Origin of the sequence: Aliivibrio fischeri ATCC 7744 = JCM 18803 = DSM 507, from assembly GCF_023983475.1 — a bacterium.
Taxonomy (GTDB): Bacteria; Pseudomonadota; Gammaproteobacteria; order Enterobacterales; family Vibrionaceae; genus Aliivibrio; species Aliivibrio fischeri.
Map to the genome: position 1 here is coordinate 2,444,048 of NZ_CP092712.1, position 17,680 is coordinate 2,461,727.

General features: G+C 39.9%; 14 protein-coding genes. 8 read left to right on the forward strand and 6 right to left on the reverse strand.

What is annotated here, in order from left to right; translation table 11 throughout:
* The 8 genes from AVFI_RS11220 (at position 1) to AVFI_RS11255 (ending at position 11,536) form a co-directional block, all read left to right on the forward strand.
* On the forward strand, positions 1–1,026 hold the full coding sequence (locus AVFI_RS11220; RefSeq protein WP_065595746.1) for an ABC transporter permease: 1,026 nt from the start codon (positions 1–3) through the stop codon (positions 1,024–1,026).
* A 1-nt stretch (position 1,027) separates the two neighbouring features.
* A complete protein-coding gene (locus AVFI_RS11225) occupies positions 1,028–2,011 on the forward strand; it encodes an ABC transporter ATP-binding protein (protein WP_005420813.1) in 984 nt (327 codons plus the stop codon).
* 22 nt (positions 2,012–2,033) lie between these two features.
* Positions 2,034–3,029, forward strand: coding sequence for an ABC transporter ATP-binding protein (locus AVFI_RS11230; protein WP_005420816.1), 996 nt, complete (start codon positions 2,034–2,036; stop codon positions 3,027–3,029).
* A 48-nt stretch (positions 3,030–3,077) separates the two neighbouring features.
* Complete coding sequence (locus tag AVFI_RS11235) at positions 3,078–4,796, forward strand: glycoside hydrolase family 9 protein (RefSeq protein WP_054775904.1); 1,719 nt, start codon at positions 3,078–3,080, stop codon at positions 4,794–4,796.
* A 2-nt stretch (positions 4,797–4,798) separates the two neighbouring features.
* The gene (locus AVFI_RS11240; RefSeq protein ID WP_188863741.1) at positions 4,799–5,674 is read left to right on the forward strand and encodes an N-acetylglucosamine kinase; all 876 of its coding nucleotides are present in this window, start codon (positions 4,799–4,801) and stop codon (positions 5,672–5,674) included.
* 20 nt (positions 5,675–5,694) lie between these two features.
* Positions 5,695–7,599, forward strand: coding sequence for a beta-N-acetylhexosaminidase (locus AVFI_RS11245; RefSeq protein WP_188863742.1), 1,905 nt, complete (start codon positions 5,695–5,697; stop codon positions 7,597–7,599).
* Between the two features lie 38 nt (positions 7,600–7,637).
* Positions 7,638–10,043 carry a GH36-type glycosyl hydrolase domain-containing protein gene (locus tag AVFI_RS11250; protein ID WP_063650479.1) on the forward strand — a complete coding sequence of 802 codons (2,406 nt, stop codon included), beginning with the start codon at positions 7,638–7,640 and terminating at the stop codon, positions 10,041–10,043.
* Positions 10,044–10,123: 80 nt separating this feature from the next.
* Positions 10,124–11,536 (forward strand): phosphoglucomutase/phosphomannomutase family protein, encoded by a 1,413-nt coding sequence (locus tag AVFI_RS11255; protein WP_005420824.1) that lies wholly within the window; start codon positions 10,124–10,126, stop codon positions 11,534–11,536.
* A 76-nt stretch (positions 11,537–11,612) separates the two neighbouring features.
* Here the strand turns inward: AVFI_RS11255 and AVFI_RS11260 are convergent, their stop codons facing one another.
* The 6 genes from AVFI_RS11260 to AVFI_RS11285 form a co-directional block, all read right to left on the reverse strand.
* Positions 11,613–12,653, reverse strand: coding sequence for an ABC transporter ATP-binding protein (locus tag AVFI_RS11260; protein ID WP_065624700.1), 1,041 nt, complete (start codon positions 12,651–12,653; stop codon positions 11,613–11,615).
* The gene (locus AVFI_RS11265) at positions 12,653–14,284 is read right to left on the reverse strand and encodes an ABC transporter permease (protein WP_065597629.1); all 1,632 of its coding nucleotides are present in this window, start codon (positions 14,282–14,284) and stop codon (positions 12,653–12,655) included. The genes AVFI_RS11260 and AVFI_RS11265 overlap by 1 nt, the downstream gene beginning before the upstream one ends.
* A 67-nt stretch (positions 14,285–14,351) precedes the next feature.
* A complete protein-coding gene (locus tag AVFI_RS11270; protein WP_005420827.1) occupies positions 14,352–15,365 on the reverse strand; it encodes a Fe(3+) ABC transporter substrate-binding protein in 1,014 nt (337 codons plus the stop codon).
* A gap of 167 nt (positions 15,366–15,532) precedes the next feature.
* Positions 15,533–16,762 carry an ammonium transporter gene (locus AVFI_RS11275; protein WP_005420828.1) on the reverse strand — a complete coding sequence of 410 codons (1,230 nt, stop codon included), beginning with the start codon at positions 16,760–16,762 and terminating at the stop codon, positions 15,533–15,535.
* Positions 16,763–16,779: 17 nt separating this feature from the next.
* Complete coding sequence (locus AVFI_RS11280; RefSeq protein ID WP_005420830.1) at positions 16,780–17,118, reverse strand: P-II family nitrogen regulator; 339 nt, start codon at positions 17,116–17,118, stop codon at positions 16,780–16,782.
* 162 nt (positions 17,119–17,280) lie between these two features.
* The gene (locus tag AVFI_RS11285) at positions 17,281–17,649 is read right to left on the reverse strand and encodes a YacL family protein (protein ID WP_005420832.1); all 369 of its coding nucleotides are present in this window, start codon (positions 17,647–17,649) and stop codon (positions 17,281–17,283) included.
* Positions 17,650–17,680: the final 31 nt, after the last annotated feature.

The window sequence follows — 17,680 nt, forward strand, 5'->3', positions numbered from 1 at the left end:
ATGAAAGGCTTAATTAAACTACTTTCAGGTAACCCTAAATCTCTGTTTGGTTTAGGTATCCTATTCATGTTTATCTTTATTGCTGTGTTCGCACCATTTCTTAGCGACCATGCTCCAGATAAACGTACTGGTAAACCACATGAATACCCAAGCTTTGTTGTAAACGCTGCTCAAAATAACCCTGAAGGTTGGGTTGCAGAAAACCTAGCAACCGATCGCCGTACATTACTGATGTCTAAAAAAGCAGATCACGTAATGGGTACAACTCGTATGGGTCGTGACGTTTGGTCTCAACTTGCACACGGTGCACGCGTATCACTTGCTGTTGGCTTTGGTGCTGGTGTTGTTGTTTGTTTCTTAGCAACCATCATCGGTGTTTCTGCGGGTTACTTTGGCGGTAAAGTTGATGATGTATTAACAGCAGCAATGAACATCATGCTTGTTATACCTCAATATCCACTACTATTCGTTCTTGCAGCATTTATTGGTGAGGCAGGGCCAATGACCATCGCCCTCATTATCGGTTGTACCTCCTGGGCTTGGGGCGCACGTGTAATTCGTTCTCAAACCTTAGCACTACGTGAAAAAGAATTCGTTAAGGCCGCAGAAGTTCTTGGTGAATCAGCATGGCGCATCATCTTTGTTGAGATTCTTCCAAACCTTATCTCTATCGTTGGTGCAAGTTTCATCGGCTCAGTGATGTACGCAATCATGATGGAAGCAACCATCTCGTTCTTAGGTCTTGGTGACCCAAGTACAATCAGTTGGGGCATCATGCTTTACAACGTACAAACATCATCATCAATTCTAATTGGCGCATGGTGGGAACTGATTGCTCCTTGTATGGCTCTGACGCTACTCGCAATTGGTCTAGCAATGCTTAACTTTGCGGTCGATGAAATTGCTAACCCTCAACTACGTTCTCATAAAGGTATGAAACGCTGGAAGAAAATGGCATCTCAAGACACTGAAGAACGTAAGCCAGATTTAGGTAAACCAGAATTAAATTGGAACAGGGAAGATTAATATGACTGACCCACAAATTTCTATCCGCAATCTGTGTGTGGATTACATTACTGACGCAGGTGATGTACGTGCTGTAAACAATGTGAGTTTTGACATTGGTAAAGGTGAAGTCTTTGGTCTAGCAGGCGAATCTGGTTGTGGTAAATCAACCGTAGCATTCTCTTTAATGCGTCTGCATAAGCCGCCAGCATTCATTACCGGTGGTGAAGTGTTCTTCGATGGTAAAGATATTTTAAAGTACAGCGATGCTCAAATGCAGGCATTCCGTTGGAGTGAAATGTCAATGGTATTCCAAAGCGCCATGAACGCATTGAACCCAGTACTCACGATGGAAGAACAATTTTGTGACGTGATTATGCGCCACACAACCATGACTCGTGAACAAGCCATTTCTCGTGCACAAGGTTTACTTGAAATTGTTGATATTCACCCTAGTCGTTTGACTGATTACCCACACCAGTTCTCTGGTGGTATGCGTCAACGTTTAGTTATTGCAATTGCGTTAGCGTTAAACCCGAAAATGATCATTATGGATGAACCAACTACTGCTCTTGATGTGGTTGTTCAACGTGAGATCTTACAAAAAATCTATGCGCTTAAAGAAGAGTTTGGTTTCTCTATTCTGTTCATTACGCACGATTTATCGTTAATGGTTGAGTTCTCTGATCGTATTGGGATCATGTATTCAGGTGAATTAATCGAAGTTGCTTCTTCTAAAGAAATCTTAACTTCACCTTATCACCCATATACAAAAGGCCTTGGTAGCTCATTCCCACCGTTAACGGGACCAAAAACGAAATTAACAGGGATCCCAGGAAACCCTCTTAACTTACTAGAGGTTCCACAAGGCTGTCGCTTCCAAGCTCGCTGTGATCGTGTACATGAAGCATGTCGTTCGATTCCAACACAGCTTCGTCAGATCGAGCCTGGACACTTGTCAAACTGTCACCTTTACGGTGAAACCATTGCACAAGTAAAAGCATAAAACGGATTTTCTGGAGTAAATTATGAGCAAAGAATTTGGCGAATTACTGATTGAAGGTAAAAATCTGGTTAAAGATTTCCCTGTAAGCAGTAACGCACTTAAAAACCCAATGATGCGTGCTATTAATGACGTATCTTTCAAAATGTACAAAAGCCGCGGTCTTTCTGTTGTTGGTGAATCAGGTTCAGGTAAATCCACCACAGCAAAAATGATAGCAAAAATGTATGCACCAACAGATGGTGTAATCGAATACAAAGGTCGTGATATTCAAACTATCGTTAAGAAAAACGATTTAATGACTTATCGCGAAGGTGTTCAAATGGTATGGCAAGATCCGTTTGGTTCTTTAAACCCTACTCACAACATCTTCCACCATATTGCCCGTCCTCTTCTTATCCATAAGAAAGTGACTCCAGGCAATAAAAAGGAATTAGAAGAGCGCGTTTACGATCTTCTAGAACAAGTTGGTTTGATCCCACCTAAAGAAACAGCGGCAAAGTTCCCGCACCAACTTTCAGGTGGCCAACGTCAACGTGTAAACCTTGCAAGAAACATTGCTGTTGGTGCTGAAGTGGTATTAGCTGACGAACCAACCTCAATGCTTGATGTGTCGATTCGTGCTGGTGTTCTAAACCTAATGGAAGAGATGAAGTTCGAGAAAAAAATGTCTCTTCTTTATATCACTCACGATATCGCAACTGCACGTTACATTGCAGAAGATCTTGCGGTTATGTATGTCGGTCACATGGTTGAATGGGGTGATACGGATGAGATCATCCACGATCCACAACACCCATACACTCAACTACTTGTATCAGCAGTTCCAGATCCAAGTAAGTCGATCCATACAGAACTAAAAGGCAACAAAGGTGAAATTCCATTATGGACACCTGAATCAGTAGGCTGTCCTTTTGCTGGCCGCTGTCTTCACGCAAGTGCTAAATGTAAAGAACAAATGCCTGGCGTAACAAAACTGTCAGACAACCATTTTGTTCGTTGTTACTTATACGAAAATTAATTTCATTTGTAATTCTGAACAGCAGTAATTGGTATTTTGGAGAAATAGATGCAACTGTTAACTAACCATATTGGATATGAAACAAACGGACCGAAATCAGCAGTATTATTGGCTACCACTGCCCTTACGCAGCCAATATCAGGTCATATTGTTTGTACTCAAACACAAGAGGTCAAATACCGTTTTTCTATTTCTTCATCAGACCAAGTCGCTCATTGGCATCAAGGTTATTTTGCTGAGATAACATTTACTGATTTTACTGAAGAAGGTGAATTCATTCTTGTTATCGAAGGTGTAATGTCTCACTCTTTTGTTATCAAAACCAACTTATTAATGGCGCACACATTTTCTGATGTTATGCACTATTTCAAATCACAACGATGTGGTGGGATTTTCGATAAACAAGATAAACAAGCTCCTTTATTAAATAGCAACGAAACCGTGGATGTTCATGGCGGTTGGTATGATGCATCCGGTGATGTGAGTAAATACCTTAGTCACTTATCTTATGCTAATTACCTTAATCCTCAGCAAATTCCGATGGTTGTTTGGAATATGCTTAAAGGATTAGAACTAACACAAAACCTATCGGATTTTGCCGCTTTCTCTCGCACCCGTCTTACGGAAGAGGCGTTATTTGGTGCAGACTTCCTAGTTCGAATGCAAAATCCGGCAGGTTTCTTTTATATGACCGTCTTTGATAAATGGAGTAAAGATATCAATCAACGTGATATTTGTGCTTATGCTACTCAAGAAGGTCATAAATCCGATGATTATCAAGCAGGATTTCGTCAAGGTGGTGGCGTATCTATCGCTGCTCTTGCCGCTGCATCTCAATTAACACTTGATGGCGAATTTACTCGCGAAGAATACTTAGCCGCAGCAACTAAAGGCTACTGGCACTTAAAAGAAAACAACCTTAGTTATTTAAATAATGGCGAAGAAAACATTATTGATGAATATTGTGCTCTTCTTGCTGTTATTGAACTGTTTAAAGCAACACAAGAAAATAGCTTCTTAATTGAAGCTCGAATCTGGGCCGATAAACTTTCTGCACGTCAACAAAGTGATGATAATTTCTCACACTTCTGGTCAGCGACTGATAATGGCGAACGTCCATATTTTCACGCAGCAGAAGCAGGCCTTCCTGTTATTGCCCTCTCTCAGTACTTAGAGATTGAAACCGATAATAGCCGCAAAGCTCATACTCAACTAGTGATCAATCAAGCGGTTGAATTTGAATTGACTATTTCATCGGAGACATTCAATCCATTTGGTTACCCAAGACAATACGTTAAAGCCGTTAATGGTCAAAAACGCAGTGCTTTCTTTGTTGCTCACGACAATGAGTCTGGTTACTGGTGGCAAGGCGAAAATGCTCGACTCGGCTCTCTAGCGAGTATGAGCTACCTTGTGTTACCACACCTAACCTCTAACGAGCTAAAACAAAGACTAGCCTCATTTGCTCAACATAACCTGAACTGGGTGCTAGGTCTAAATCCTTATGACATGTGTATGTTAGACGGTCATGGCCACAATAATCCTGATTACCTTCCTCATCTTGGTTTCTTTAATGCCAAAGGTGGTGTTTGTAATGGAATTACTGGTGGTTTTGAAGACGAAGAAAATATTGCATTTAATCCTGCACCACATGGCGATGATATGTTGCAAAACTGGCGTTGGGGTGAGCAATGGATCCCTCACGCCGCATGGTATCTGTTAGCTATGATGTCTCAATCCGCTTATTACTCAGAGCAAGGAGCATAATCATGACGCATTTATATGTCGGTATTGATGGTGGCGGTACGTCTTGTCGAGCTCGTATTCGCAATGAACAAGGTGAATTATTAGGTGAAGCAAAAAGTGGAAGCGCGAATATCCTACTTGGCGTTGATGTAGCAATGAATTCAATCATTGATGCCATCACCCAAGCTGCTGCACAGCATAATCTAACGGATGCGGATTTCTCTCGCATGCACCTTGGTTTGGCTCTTGCTGGCGCTGAACAAAAATCAGCTTGGCATCACTTTATGCAACAAGCTCACCCTTTTGCCTCAATAGTACTTAATACTGATGCTTATGGCGCTTGTTTAGGTGCTCATAACGGTGAGAATGGCGCGATCATGATCGCAGGTACAGGTTCTTGTGGCATCTATATTAGCAACGGTCAACAACATGTTGTTGGTGGGCGCGAGTTCCCTATTTCAGATCAAGGCGGCGGCGCTATTATGGGACTTCGTTTAATTCAATATACCCTATTGGCCTCCGATGGTATTAAACCTACCACTACTCTTACCGAACACGTATTAGCGCACTTTGAGAATGATATTGATAGTATCGTTGATTGGTCTAAAACGGCTCGTCCTTGTGACTATGGTCAGTTCTCACCAGCTATTTTTGAACTTGCATTAAAAGGAGACACGCTTGCTATCGATATGCTGCAACAAACAGCAAGCGATATTGAAATGTTTTTAACCGCACTAAACAAAAAAGGAGCCACAAAAATCGCTCTTATGGGAAGTATTGGTGAACGCATTGTTGAATGGCTATCGCCTTCTATTCGTCAATATTTAGTACAGCCGCAATTTGATGCCATTGAAGGTGGCATTATGATGGCAATAAACAAAGAACATAACCTGTTCTAGTCTTTTATAAGGAAAAGATGATGGATTATCGTGTAGACCTTGTTGTCTTATCAGACAAAGAAAAGTTAAACCGTTTTGGCTTAACCTTACATAATTTAAGCGATGTAGCTCTTCATCATTGGCAATTACAATTTACTATTGATCGTTTTATTGCACCTGAAAGTAATTCCCAAGGAACATTAGAGCAAGTCGGTAGTTTTTGTAAATTAACTCCAGATGCCCACCAAGTACTAAAGGCAAATAATCACTATTATGTTGAGTTTAGTATTGGCACCGCACCTTTTCGCTTTATCACTGATGGTTTAGATGATGCTGCCATTTTTGTTGATGATGGCAAAAATACTCATTTTTTAGATGTATCGATCTCACCAATTGTTTTGGCTTCACCTTACTCAGAAAGAACATCTATCCCTAGAGTTGCTCCTTCTGAACTGTCTCTTATTCCAAAACCAGAATCAGTACAACGTCTTGATGGGCAATTTAATCTAAAAAATAAAATATCTCTAGAAACGCAAACCCATTTAGCACAGGGTGCTGCACAGTGGCTAAGTGATGAATTAGAAAACATGACTTCTTTAAAGTATCCGATTAAATCACAAGGTCAGATCCAATTCATTGCTAATCCAACATTAGATAAAGGTGCATATCAACTTTCGGTATCTGAAGATGTCATCACTCTTAATGCAGGCTCTAATGAGGGATTCGTTCACGCATCTGCGACGCTTTTGCAATTAATAAATGAAAATACACACTTGATCCCGTGTGCAAAAATCAAAGACCAACCACGCTTTCACTATCGTGGAATGATGCTAGATTGTGCAAGACACTTCCATCCACTAGAGCGTGTAAAACGTTTAATTAATCAATTAGCTCATTATAAATTTAACACTTTCCATTGGCATTTAACGGATGACGAAGGATGGCGAGTAGAAATAAAAGCCTTTCCTGAATTAACGCAAATTGGTGCATGGCGTGGGCCAGAAGAAGTGATTGAGCCACAATACACTCATATAGCAGAAAAGCATGGGGGTTATTATTCTCAAGAAGAGATTAAAGACGTCATTGCTTATGCAGAACAACGTGGAATAACAGTAATACCTGAAATCGATATTCCAGGTCATTGCCGTGCAGCTATTAAATCACTGCCTCATTTATTAATTGATTCTGACGATAATTCGGCTTATCGCAGTATTCAACACTACACAGATAATGTGCTATCACCTGCAATCGAAGGCACCTACCAGTTTATTGATACCGTACTCGAAGAAATTGCCGCTCTTTTCCCTGCTCCATACGTTCATATTGGTGCTGATGAAGTTCCAAAAGGGGTCTGGACTGATAGTGAAAAATGTCAAAAATTGATGAAAGAGCAAGGTTATAGCGACCCTGTTGAATTGCAAGGCCACCTACTTCGTCATGCTGAAAACAAATTAAAACAACTAGGCAAACAGATGCTTGGTTGGGAAGAAGCTCAGCATGGTAATAAAGTCAGCAAAGATACCGTTATTTACTCTTGGTTGAGTGAAGAAGCAGCATTAAATTGTGCTAAACAAGGTTTTGATGTCGTACTCCAACCGGGTCAAACCACCTATTTAGATATGGCACAAGATTATGCTCCTGAAGAACCTGGAGTAGATTGGGCAAATGTACTTCCTCTTGAAGAGGCTTATAACTACGAACCTCTTGCTGAATTAGCTGATAACGACCCTATTCGTAAACGCATTCTCGGAATTCAATGTGCACTTTGGTGTGAAATCATCAATAACCAAGAGCGCATGGATTACATGATTTTCCCACGTCTTTTAGCAATATCTGAAGGAATGTGGACACAAAAACAACACAGAAACTGGACAGACTTTTTAGCAAGGTTAAATGGACGATTACCAACCCTAACACGTCAGGGTATTAATTTCCGTCAACCATAAGTCACCCATTTATTAGTATTTTAGTTAAGGATAAAAAAATGAAATACGGTTTTTTCGATAACGACAATCGTGAATATGTCATCACACGCCCTGACGTACCAGCACCATGGACTAACTACTTAGGTACAGAAAAGTTCTGTACTGTTATTTCTCACAATGCTGGCGGTTACTCTTTCTATAACTCTCCAGAGTACAACCGTGTTACTAAGTTCCGCCCAAATGGCACATTTGATCGCCCAGGACATTATGTTTATTTACGTGATGATGAAACTGGTGATTACTGGTCAATCTCATGGCAACCAGTAGCAAAAAGCTTAGACGAAGCAAACTATGAAGTTCGCCACGGTCTTTCTTACTCAAAATTCAAATGTGAATACAACGGTATTGAAGCAACAAAAACATTATTCGTACCAAAAGGTGAAGATGCTGAAGTATGGGATGTCGTGATTAAAAACACGAGCGATAAACCACGCACTATTTCAACGTTCTCATTTGTTGAGTTTTCATTTAGCCATATTCAATCTGATAATCAAAACCACCAGATGTCTCTTTACTCTGCGGGTACAGAATACAAAAATGGCGTACTTGAATACGATCTTTACTACAACACCAATGACTTTGAAGGCTTCTACTACCTAGCTTCAACGTTTGACCCTGATTCATACGATGGCCAACGCGATACCTTCTTAGGTCTATACCGTGATGAAGCAAATCCGATTGCCGTTGAAAAAGGACGTTGTTCAAACTCAGCGCAAACTTGTTATAACCACTGTGGTTCTCTGCATAAACAATTCACAATTCAACCTGGTGAAGAAGTGCGTTTTGCTTACGTACTAGGTATTGGTAAAGGTAATGGCGAACGTCTACGTGAAAAATATCAAGACGTGGCAAATGTGGATGCGGCATTCCAAGAAATTAAAAATCACTGGAATGAGCGCTGTGAGAAATTCCAAGTATCATCACCAAACGAAGGCCTAGATACAATGATCAACACATGGACGCTATACCAAGCTGAAACGTGTGTTGTATGGTCTCGCTTTGCTTCATTCATCGAAGTAGGCGGACGTACAGGTCTTGGTTATCGTGATACTGCTCAAGATGCGATTTCTGTGCCTCACGCTAACCCAGCAATGACTCGCAAACGTATTGTGGATTTACTACGCGGACAAGTAAAAGCAGGTTACGGTCTACATCTATTCGATCCAGATTGGTTTGATCCAGAAAAAGCAGATGTTAAACCATCTAAATCACCGACAGTGGTTCCAACACCATCTGACGACGACAAGATCCACGGTATTGAAGATACGTGTTCTGATGACCACTTATGGATCGTTCCTACTATTATCAAATACGTAATGGAAACCGGTGAGCATTCTTTCTTTGATGAAGTGATCCCATATGCTGATGGTGGCGATGCAACGGTTTATGAACACATGAAAGCAGCATTAGATTTTTCTGCTGAATATGTTGGTCAAACAGGTATCTGTAAAGGGTTACGAGCTGACTGGAACGACTGTCTAAACCTAGGTGGTGGTGAATCATCAATGGTTTCATTCTTACACTTCTGGGCGCTTCAAGAGTTCCTAGATTTAGCTAAATTCCGTAATAACGATGCTGACGTAACGAAATATACAGAAATGGCAGCAAATGTTCGTGAAGCGTGTGAAACACACCTTTGGGATGACGAAGGCGGTTGGTACATTCGTGGCCTAACAAAAGATGGCGACAAAATTGGTACAGCACAACAAACCGAAGGTCGAGTGCATCTTGAATCAAATACATTAGCGGTACTTTCTGGTGCGGTGTCTCAAGAACGTGGCGAGAAAGCGATGGATGCCGTTGATGAAAACCTATTCTCTGAATACGGTCTTCACCTAAATTCACCATCATTTGCAACACCAAATGATGATATCGGTTTTGTTACTCGTGTTTATCAAGGCGTAAAAGAAAATGGCGCAATCTTCTCTCATCCAAACCCATGGGCTTGGGTAGCAGAAGCGAAACTTGGTCGTGGTGACCGTGCGATGAAGTTCTACGATGCACTTAACCCATATAACCAAAATGACATCATTGAAAAACGTATTGCTGAACCATACTCATACGTTCAATTCATTATGGGTAAAGATCACCAAGATCATGGTCGTGCAAACCACCCTTGGTTAACTGGAACATCGGGTTGGGCTTACTTTGCAGTAACTAACTTTATCTTGGGTGTTCGTACTGGTTTTGATGGATTAACGATTGATCCATGTATTCCAACAAACTGGCCTGAATTTACCGTTACTCGCCAATGGCGTGGCGCCACTTACAACATTCAGGTGAAAAACCCGAATTCTGTAAGTAAAGGGGTTCAAAGCATTACGCTTAATGGTACAGAAGTTGTGGGTTCAGTACCGGTTCAAGCCGAAGGTTCTATTAACGAAGTTGTCGTAATTATGGGCTAAGCTCGTTTAATGATGAGCTAAGTTTTATAGACAAAAGTAAGGCACCTTATTTTGGTGCCTTACTATAAAAGGAATTTACTATGATTCAATTTGGTACAGGTGGTTGGCGCGCATTTATTGGTGAAGAATTTACCAAAGACAACGTACGTCTTGTTGCTCAAGCACTATCAAATATTATGATTAACGAACAAGTCCAAGATAAAGGGTTTGTTATTGGTTTTGACCGTCGCTTCTTATCAGATAAAGCAGGAAAATGGTTTGCAGAAGTTGTTGCAGCCAATGGCATTAAAGTAAGTTTTATTGATAAGTTTGTTCCAACCCCTATCGTTATGTTCCAAACAAAAGAGATGGGTTGTATCTATTCAGCTTGTATCACTGCATCTCATAACCCTGCAGACTACAACGGTGTGAAAGTGTTCATCGAAGGTGGTCGTGACGCCGATGAAATCATTACCCAAAAAATCGAACAACAAATTGCTCATTTAACTCAACAAGATGTTAATGCATTAGAATTTGAAGAAGCGGTTACTGCGGGAAAAATTGAAATCATTAACCCAATGAACGCATTTGTTGACTCAATCATCGACTTTATTGATATCGAATCAATTAAAAAAGCCAACTTACGTGTACTTATCGATCCAATGTTTGGTGTAGCAAAAAATGCGCTTCAAACGGTGTTAATTAATGGTCGTTGCGATGTTGACGTTATCAACGATGGTGAAAACCCTGCATTTGGAGGCTTAATGCCATCGCCAAGTGCCGCTACTTTGTATCGCTTAAAACACTTAGTTGCACACGAAGGTTATGACATTGGTATTGGTACTGATGGAGATGCTGACCGTCTAGGTATTATCGATGAAAAAGGTAACTTTATTCACCCTAATGAAGTCCTAATTCTCCTTTACTACTATTTACTTGAGTACAAAGGCTGGAAAGGCTCAGTGGTTCGTAATATTGCAACGACTCACTTACTTGATAAAGTCGCAGCAGATCACGGCGAAAAATGCTTTGAGGTTCCTGTAGGCTTTAAGCACATCAGCTCTCAAATGGAAGCGGATGACTCTTTAATCGGTGGTGAAAGTTCTGGTGGTTTAACCATTCGTGGACATATTAAAGGTAAAGATGGCGTATTCGCTTCTAGCTTATTAGTTGAAATGATCAGTGTTACAGGTAAAAAACTATCTGAAATGCTTGATGAGATTTACGCTAAATATGGTTACGCCTATACAGCGGAAGGCGATTGCACCTTTAAACCTGCAGAAAAAGAAGCCCTATATAATAAAATTTATGTAGAGAAGCAACTGCCTGAATTTGAATATGAAATAGAAAAAGTAAGCTATGAAGATGGTGCTAAAGTTTACTTTAAAAATGGAGGTTGGGTCATTGCTCGCTTCTCTGGTACCGAACCATTACTACGTATTTTTGCTGAAATGGAAGACAAACCAACGGCAGAAAAAGTACTTAATGAAATGAAAGCTTTCCTTTCTCTTTAGTTTCTACGTTTTAACTAAAACAAAAGCTCTAAAGAATTAACCCAGCTAATATCAGAGTCTGTTAGCTGGGTTCTTTTTATTTATTTTCTTGAACAAAAACAATTGGGCAATGTGGTTTGATTTCAAACTTCACTTTTTCACCTATCGTTAATGAATCATTAGAAACAGCGATTAATTCCACACCATCACTATCGATAACATAACGACACGTATCCCCCATAAATTGCAGCTCTTTCACTATCGCCTCACCGCTTGCATCACGATATAAGGTAATATTTTGTGGTCGCAATAACACCTCAGCTTTTTTATCGGCTTCCGTTGTACTTCTACCACAAGAGATGAAACCAACTTGAGTATCAATATTTCCATTCTGGTTAATCGTACCAGACACATAAGAACCACCACCTAAAAAATCAGCAACAAAGCGACTATTAGGGGAGTAATATAAATCGTTAGAGCTACCAAACTGTTCAATCACGCCATGATTCATTACTGCTAATTTATCTGAAAAAGCGAAGGCTTCTTCACGACTGTGAGTAACAAAAATAGCCGTCACACCTTGAGCCTTAAAAATTCGACGGATCTCTTTAATCAAGTCATGACGTACTTGTGTATCAATATTTGAAAATGGCTCATCAAGTAAAAGTAAATCAGGTTCACTCGCCAACGCTCGCGCAATGGCGACACGCTGTTGTTGTCCACCAGACAATTGATGAGGATAACGATCACCAAATCCGCTTAAATGAACTAGGTGTAACATCGACTCAACTTTATCATCGGCTTTTTTCTTATCCCAATCCTTTAAGCCAAAACCAATATTTTGAGTCACCGTCAAATGAGGGAAAAGTGCATAATCTTGAAAAATCATGCCGATGTTTCTTTGCTCTGGTGGTAACCAAGTATTGTTATCCGTTATCACCTTACCATTTAAGTTCATCTCACCAGACGATAAAGGCAACAGACCTGCAATGGATTTTAATAACGTCGTTTTTCCACACCCACTTGCACCAAGTAAACAAACAATCTCACCTTGTTCAACATTTAATGAAAGCTGAGATAAGATATCTTGATCGTGATAGCGACAAGTCAAATTTGAAATAGATAATGCAGACTTCATTAATGATGTTGCTCCAAAGAACGGTTAACAATAATTAATGGAATTAACCCCACTAAAACCAATAGCACCGCAGGCATCGCTGCGATCTCTAGTTGCTCATCAGAAGCAAAATTAAACACGTAAGTTGCCAGTGTTTCAAAATTAAATGGGCGCAATAATAACGCCGCGTTAAGCTCTTTCATTGTCTCAATGAACACTAAAAGCCCCGCAATTAAACAGCCACGACGAATCAAAGGAAAATGTACTCGACACAGCATAGACCAAGTCCCACATCCCAATGTGCGAGAAGCCATATCTAATGATGGCGGTATCTTATTTAAGTTACTTTCAATAGAACCGATAGCGACCGCTGAAAATCGAGTTACAGAAGCAAAAATTAACGCAAAAATAGAACCGGAGAAAATCAGCCCAATAACCCCAAAGCCAAACTGTTTTGATACATCATTAATAAAATGGTCCAAACCAATCATAGGTAGCATAACGCCAATAGCTAAAACCGTTCCCGGTACAGCATAACCCAATGAAGCCAAACGCATAGGAATAACGCTCCATTTACTCGCAGGCTTTAAGCGACGTAAGAAATTAACCACAACAGCAATGATTACGGCAATAACGGCAGAAATACTGGAGACATATAAACTATTGATGGCATATTCTTGAAATTCTGCAGTCCAACTTTGCTCAAAGTAATCAATGGCATAACTGATTAACTGCATTAATGGGAAAATAAAAGCTATCGAAACAAGTCCCCAACACCAAATAAAGGCGCTCCACTTTTTCCAACCATGCAGCTGATATTGAAATTCCTCGCTAGTATTAAATTTTTCTTGGAACATTTTTTGTTTACGGCGGCTATAACGTTCACCACTGATCAACAATAAAATACCCATCAGCATAAAAGCAGAAACCTTGGCAGCCGCATTCAAATTTGAATAACCAAGCCAAGTATCATAAACCGCCGTCGTTAACGTATTAACCGCAAAATAGCTCACAGTACCAAAATCCCCTAATGCCTCCATTGCAACTAATGACAGTGCAACAGCAATCGATGGTCTAGCAAGAGGTAAAGAAATACGTTTAAAACTTTCCCAAGGTGTACATTTTAGTAAGCGTGCTGATTGTAACAAACTGATGTTTTGTTCCATAAAAGCTGCGCGAGCTAATAAATATACATAAGGGTACAAAACTAAAGACATAACTAAGATGGCACCAGTTAATGTACGAATATCTGGGAACCAATAATCGCTATAAGACTGCCAGCCAAAAATATCACGTAATAACACTTGTATTGGACCAGCAAAATCTAACCAATCCGTATAGATGTACCCAACGATATAAGCAGGCATAGCAAGAGGCAAAACCAAAGCCCATTGTAAAATGGAAGAGCTAGGAATACGGCACATAGCCATAAACCACGCAGAAGGAACACCCAAAATAAGAGAGAAGAACATCGCACCAAACACTAATAAAACCGTGTTGAGTGTGTATGTAGGAAGCACAGTATTAAACAGATGAGTAAATATATCATCTGTATTACCTAATGCTGTGTATAGGATCGCTAAGATCGGTAAAACCAGTAGCAGAGAAAGACTCCAACTACTGGTTTTCCAGAATAATAATTTTTCTTTCATTGCCTAAACTGCAAGGCTCTTATAAAAATGATGAGGTATTGTTACCTCACCATTATTAAATATCAAATTAAAGATCGAATTTAACTTCATCTAAAAGCTTAATCGCTTTTGTATGGTTATCTGCGATTTCATCTAAAGAAAGTGTATCCGCTTTAAAATCTCCCCAAGAGGCAACTAACTCTGAACGCTTCACACCTGGTTTTACAGGGTATTCATAATTAACTTCAGCATACATACCTTGTGCTACATCACCAGTTAAGAACTCCATTAATTTTAATGCGTTATCTTTATTCGGTGCATATTTTGCCATCGCCATACCACTCACATTCACATGTGTACCGTCAGTATTTTGATTTGGGAAGTTAATGTATACCGACTCAGCCCAAGAAACTTGCTTTGGATCGTTAACCATTTTGCCTAAGTAGTAACTATTACCTAAAGCAAGATCACAAAGACCTTCTTTAATCGCTTTAACTTGTGCACGATCATTACCCTGAGGCTTACGAGCAAGGTTCGATTTTACGCCTTCTAACCACGTTTTCGCTTCTGCTTCACCATGATGAGCAATCATTGAAGAAACAAGAGATACATTGTAAGGATGCTTACCACTACGAGTACAAATCTTACCTTTCCATTCTGGCTTAGCTAAATCAGCATAATCAAAATCAGCACCTAATTTACCCACACGGTCACGAGATGAATAAACGTTACGAGCGCGAAGTGTTAGAGCAAACCACTCATCTTCAGCATCACGATATTGTGCAGGAACATTTGCATCAATAACTTTACTATCAACAGGTTGAACTAAATTTTTATTAGTTAATTCAGCTAAACGGCTAATATCAGTTGTTAAAATAACATCAGCAGGGCTTAATTCCCCTTCTTGAGCCAATTTCTCAGCTAAACCTTTTTTAGCGAATTTAACATTAACCTGAATACCGGTCTCTTTTGTGAACTCTTTAAACATAGGCTCAACTAAGAAAGGTTGGCGGTAAGAGTAAACGTTAACTTCTTCAGCAGCCATAACACTTGGTGCAAACATACCTGCAATTAAAGCAGAAACTGATAGTAATTTTTTCATGTTATTCCTTTAAAATCTTTACTTATAAATGCTAATAAGAATAATTATCAATATCGACATTATACGAAGAGATTTTAAAATGGCAATGATCCAATTTCATTTTTATCAAAAAAAGCCCTAATACGTTCGTATTAGGGCTCTTGAATTTGTAAGGAAATATTAACTTTCTATTTTACACTTACAAACTCTGGATAAGCATCGATACCACAATCATGTACATCCATACCTTCAAGCTCCTCTTCCTCAGTTACTCGAATACCAACGGTTGCTTTCAGCACTGCCCACACAGCTAAACTTGCACCAAATACCCATGCGAAGATCACAACAGCACCAAGTAGTTGCGCTCCAAATGTGGCATCAGAGTTACTCAAAGGAACCACCATTAAGCCAAAGAAGCCACACACACCATGAACAGAAATAGCACCTACAGGATCATCAATTTTAATTTTATCAAAACCAACAATACTAAATACAACCAGAGCTCCAGCGACTGCACCAACACTTACAGCAGCTAATGGTGACGGTGATAACGGATCTGCAGTGATAGCAACTAAACCTGCTAATGCCCCATTTAATACCATGGTTAAATCAGCTTTACCCCATGTGCTCTTACATACAAATAATGCCGTAATTGCTCCTGCCGCCGCTGCTGCATTCGTATTCAAAAAGATCTGTCCGACCGCCGTTGCATTCTCAAAGTCAGAAACCATTAACTGAGAGCCGCCATTAAAACCAAACCAACCAAACCATAAAATAAAAGTACCCAGTGTAGCTAAAGGCATATTTGAACCTGGAATTGGATATATTTGACCTTTCTTACCGTACTTACCTTTACGAGCCCCTAGTAATAGAACGCCTGCAAGCGCCGCAGATGCACCAGCCATATGAACGATACCTGAGCCAGCAAAGTCACTGAATCCTGCTTCTGATAGGAAGCCACCACCCCATGTCCAATAACCTTCCATTGGATAAATAAAAGCGGTTAAAATCGCTGAAAAAATAAGGAATGACCATAGCTTCATACGCTCAGCAACCGCTCCTGAAACCACAGACATTGCAGTAGCTACAAACACCACCTGGAAGAAAAAGTCTGATTCTAATGAATGATCGGCACCTTCAGCCTGTGTACCAATTAAGGTTCCTATCGAAGGTAAAAAACCACCTGAGCCGTTATCAACATACATAATGTTATAACCAACCACTAAATACGTGGTACAAGCGATTGCATATAAACAGATATTTTTAGTTAGGATCTCTGTTGTATTTTTTGAACGAACTAAACCTGCTTCTAGCATGGCAAACCCTGCTGCCATCCACATAACTAATGCACCTGACATCAAAAAGAAGAAGGTATCTAACGCATAACGAAGTTCTGATACTGTTGTTGAAAGTTCCATAATATAGTCCTCTATCCTTAAAGTGCTTCGGTATCGGTTTCACCAGTACGAATACGCACAGCTTGCTGAAGGTCATAAACGAAAATCTTTCCATCCCCAATCTTACCTGTGTGCGCCGCTTTGCTGATCGCTTCAACAATACGGTCAACCCCTTCCGCTTGAACCGCTATTTCTAATTTTACTTTTGGAAGAAAATCGACTTGATACTCAGCCCCTCGATATAGTTCAGTATGACCTTTTTGACGTCCAAATCCTTTCACTTCTGAAACGGTCATGCCATCTACTCCAGCATCAGCAAGCGCTTCTCTAACATCGTCTAATTTAAATGGTTTAATTATGGCGTTAATTATTTTCATAGCTCAGTCCCTTGAATTTATTTGTTACTTATCCTTAACAATTCAATCGGTATGCCAACATTAAAAATAATTATTATTCAATAAGATAGGGAATTGCAGAGTAACAAAACAAAAAAGGCCGCACTAATATAGTGCAGCCTTTCCCTATCAATGAGCATTAGATTAAAAACGATTTATAAATGCTTCCCAGCTTTGAAGCATAGTTTCAAAATCTTCTAATCCACATACTGATATACATTCATCATCATACATATGAATATCTTCTTCGAACTCTTCATCAGATTGTTCAAACAATGCGTTCTCTTGAACAATGACTTCTTGATCGCTCAATACTAATGTCATCACCTTGCCTGATAACGTCCACTCATCCTGTGTATTTTTAATTAAAGCGATGTGCTTATATATTTCTGCGAGTAAATCCGTATTTTTCGCTACATCTTCAACTAACCAACGTCCCATGGCTTCATGCCCCATAGAAAAATTCGCATGGTATGTACCCTCAAGGGTATTTTTCTTAAATTCGTAATCCATCGGATATCCTAACAATTATATCGGCGTTAAC

Coding starts and splice junctions, on each gene's coding strand:
- AVFI_RS11220 (WP_065595746.1), top strand. CDS start 1: ATGAAAGGCTTAATTAAACTACTTTCAGGTAACCCTAAATCTCTGTTT.
- AVFI_RS11225 (WP_005420813.1), top strand. CDS start 1,028: ATGACTGACCCACAAATTTCTATCCGCAATCTGTGTGTGGATTACATT.
- AVFI_RS11230 (WP_005420816.1), top strand. CDS start 2,034: ATGAGCAAAGAATTTGGCGAATTACTGATTGAAGGTAAAAATCTGGTT.
- AVFI_RS11235 (WP_054775904.1), top strand. CDS start 3,078: ATGCAACTGTTAACTAACCATATTGGATATGAAACAAACGGACCGAAA.
- AVFI_RS11240 (WP_188863741.1), top strand. CDS start 4,799: ATGACGCATTTATATGTCGGTATTGATGGTGGCGGTACGTCTTGTCGA.
- AVFI_RS11245 (WP_188863742.1), top strand. CDS start 5,695: ATGGATTATCGTGTAGACCTTGTTGTCTTATCAGACAAAGAAAAGTTA.
- AVFI_RS11250 (WP_063650479.1), top strand. CDS start 7,638: ATGAAATACGGTTTTTTCGATAACGACAATCGTGAATATGTCATCACA.
- AVFI_RS11255 (WP_005420824.1), top strand. CDS start 10,124: ATGATTCAATTTGGTACAGGTGGTTGGCGCGCATTTATTGGTGAAGAA.
- AVFI_RS11260 (WP_065624700.1), bottom strand. CDS start 12,653: ATGAAGTCTGCATTATCTATTTCAAATTTGACTTGTCGCTATCACGAT.
- AVFI_RS11265 (WP_065597629.1), bottom strand. CDS start 14,284: ATGAAAGAAAAATTATTATTCTGGAAAACCAGTAGTTGGAGTCTTTCT.
- AVFI_RS11270 (WP_005420827.1), bottom strand. CDS start 15,365: ATGAAAAAATTACTATCAGTTTCTGCTTTAATTGCAGGTATGTTTGCA.
- AVFI_RS11275 (WP_005420828.1), bottom strand. CDS start 16,762: ATGGAACTTTCAACAACAGTATCAGAACTTCGTTATGCGTTAGATACC.
- AVFI_RS11280 (WP_005420830.1), bottom strand. CDS start 17,118: ATGAAAATAATTAACGCCATAATTAAACCATTTAAATTAGACGATGTT.
- AVFI_RS11285 (WP_005420832.1), bottom strand. CDS start 17,649: ATGGATTACGAATTTAAGAAAAATACCCTTGAGGGTACATACCATGCG.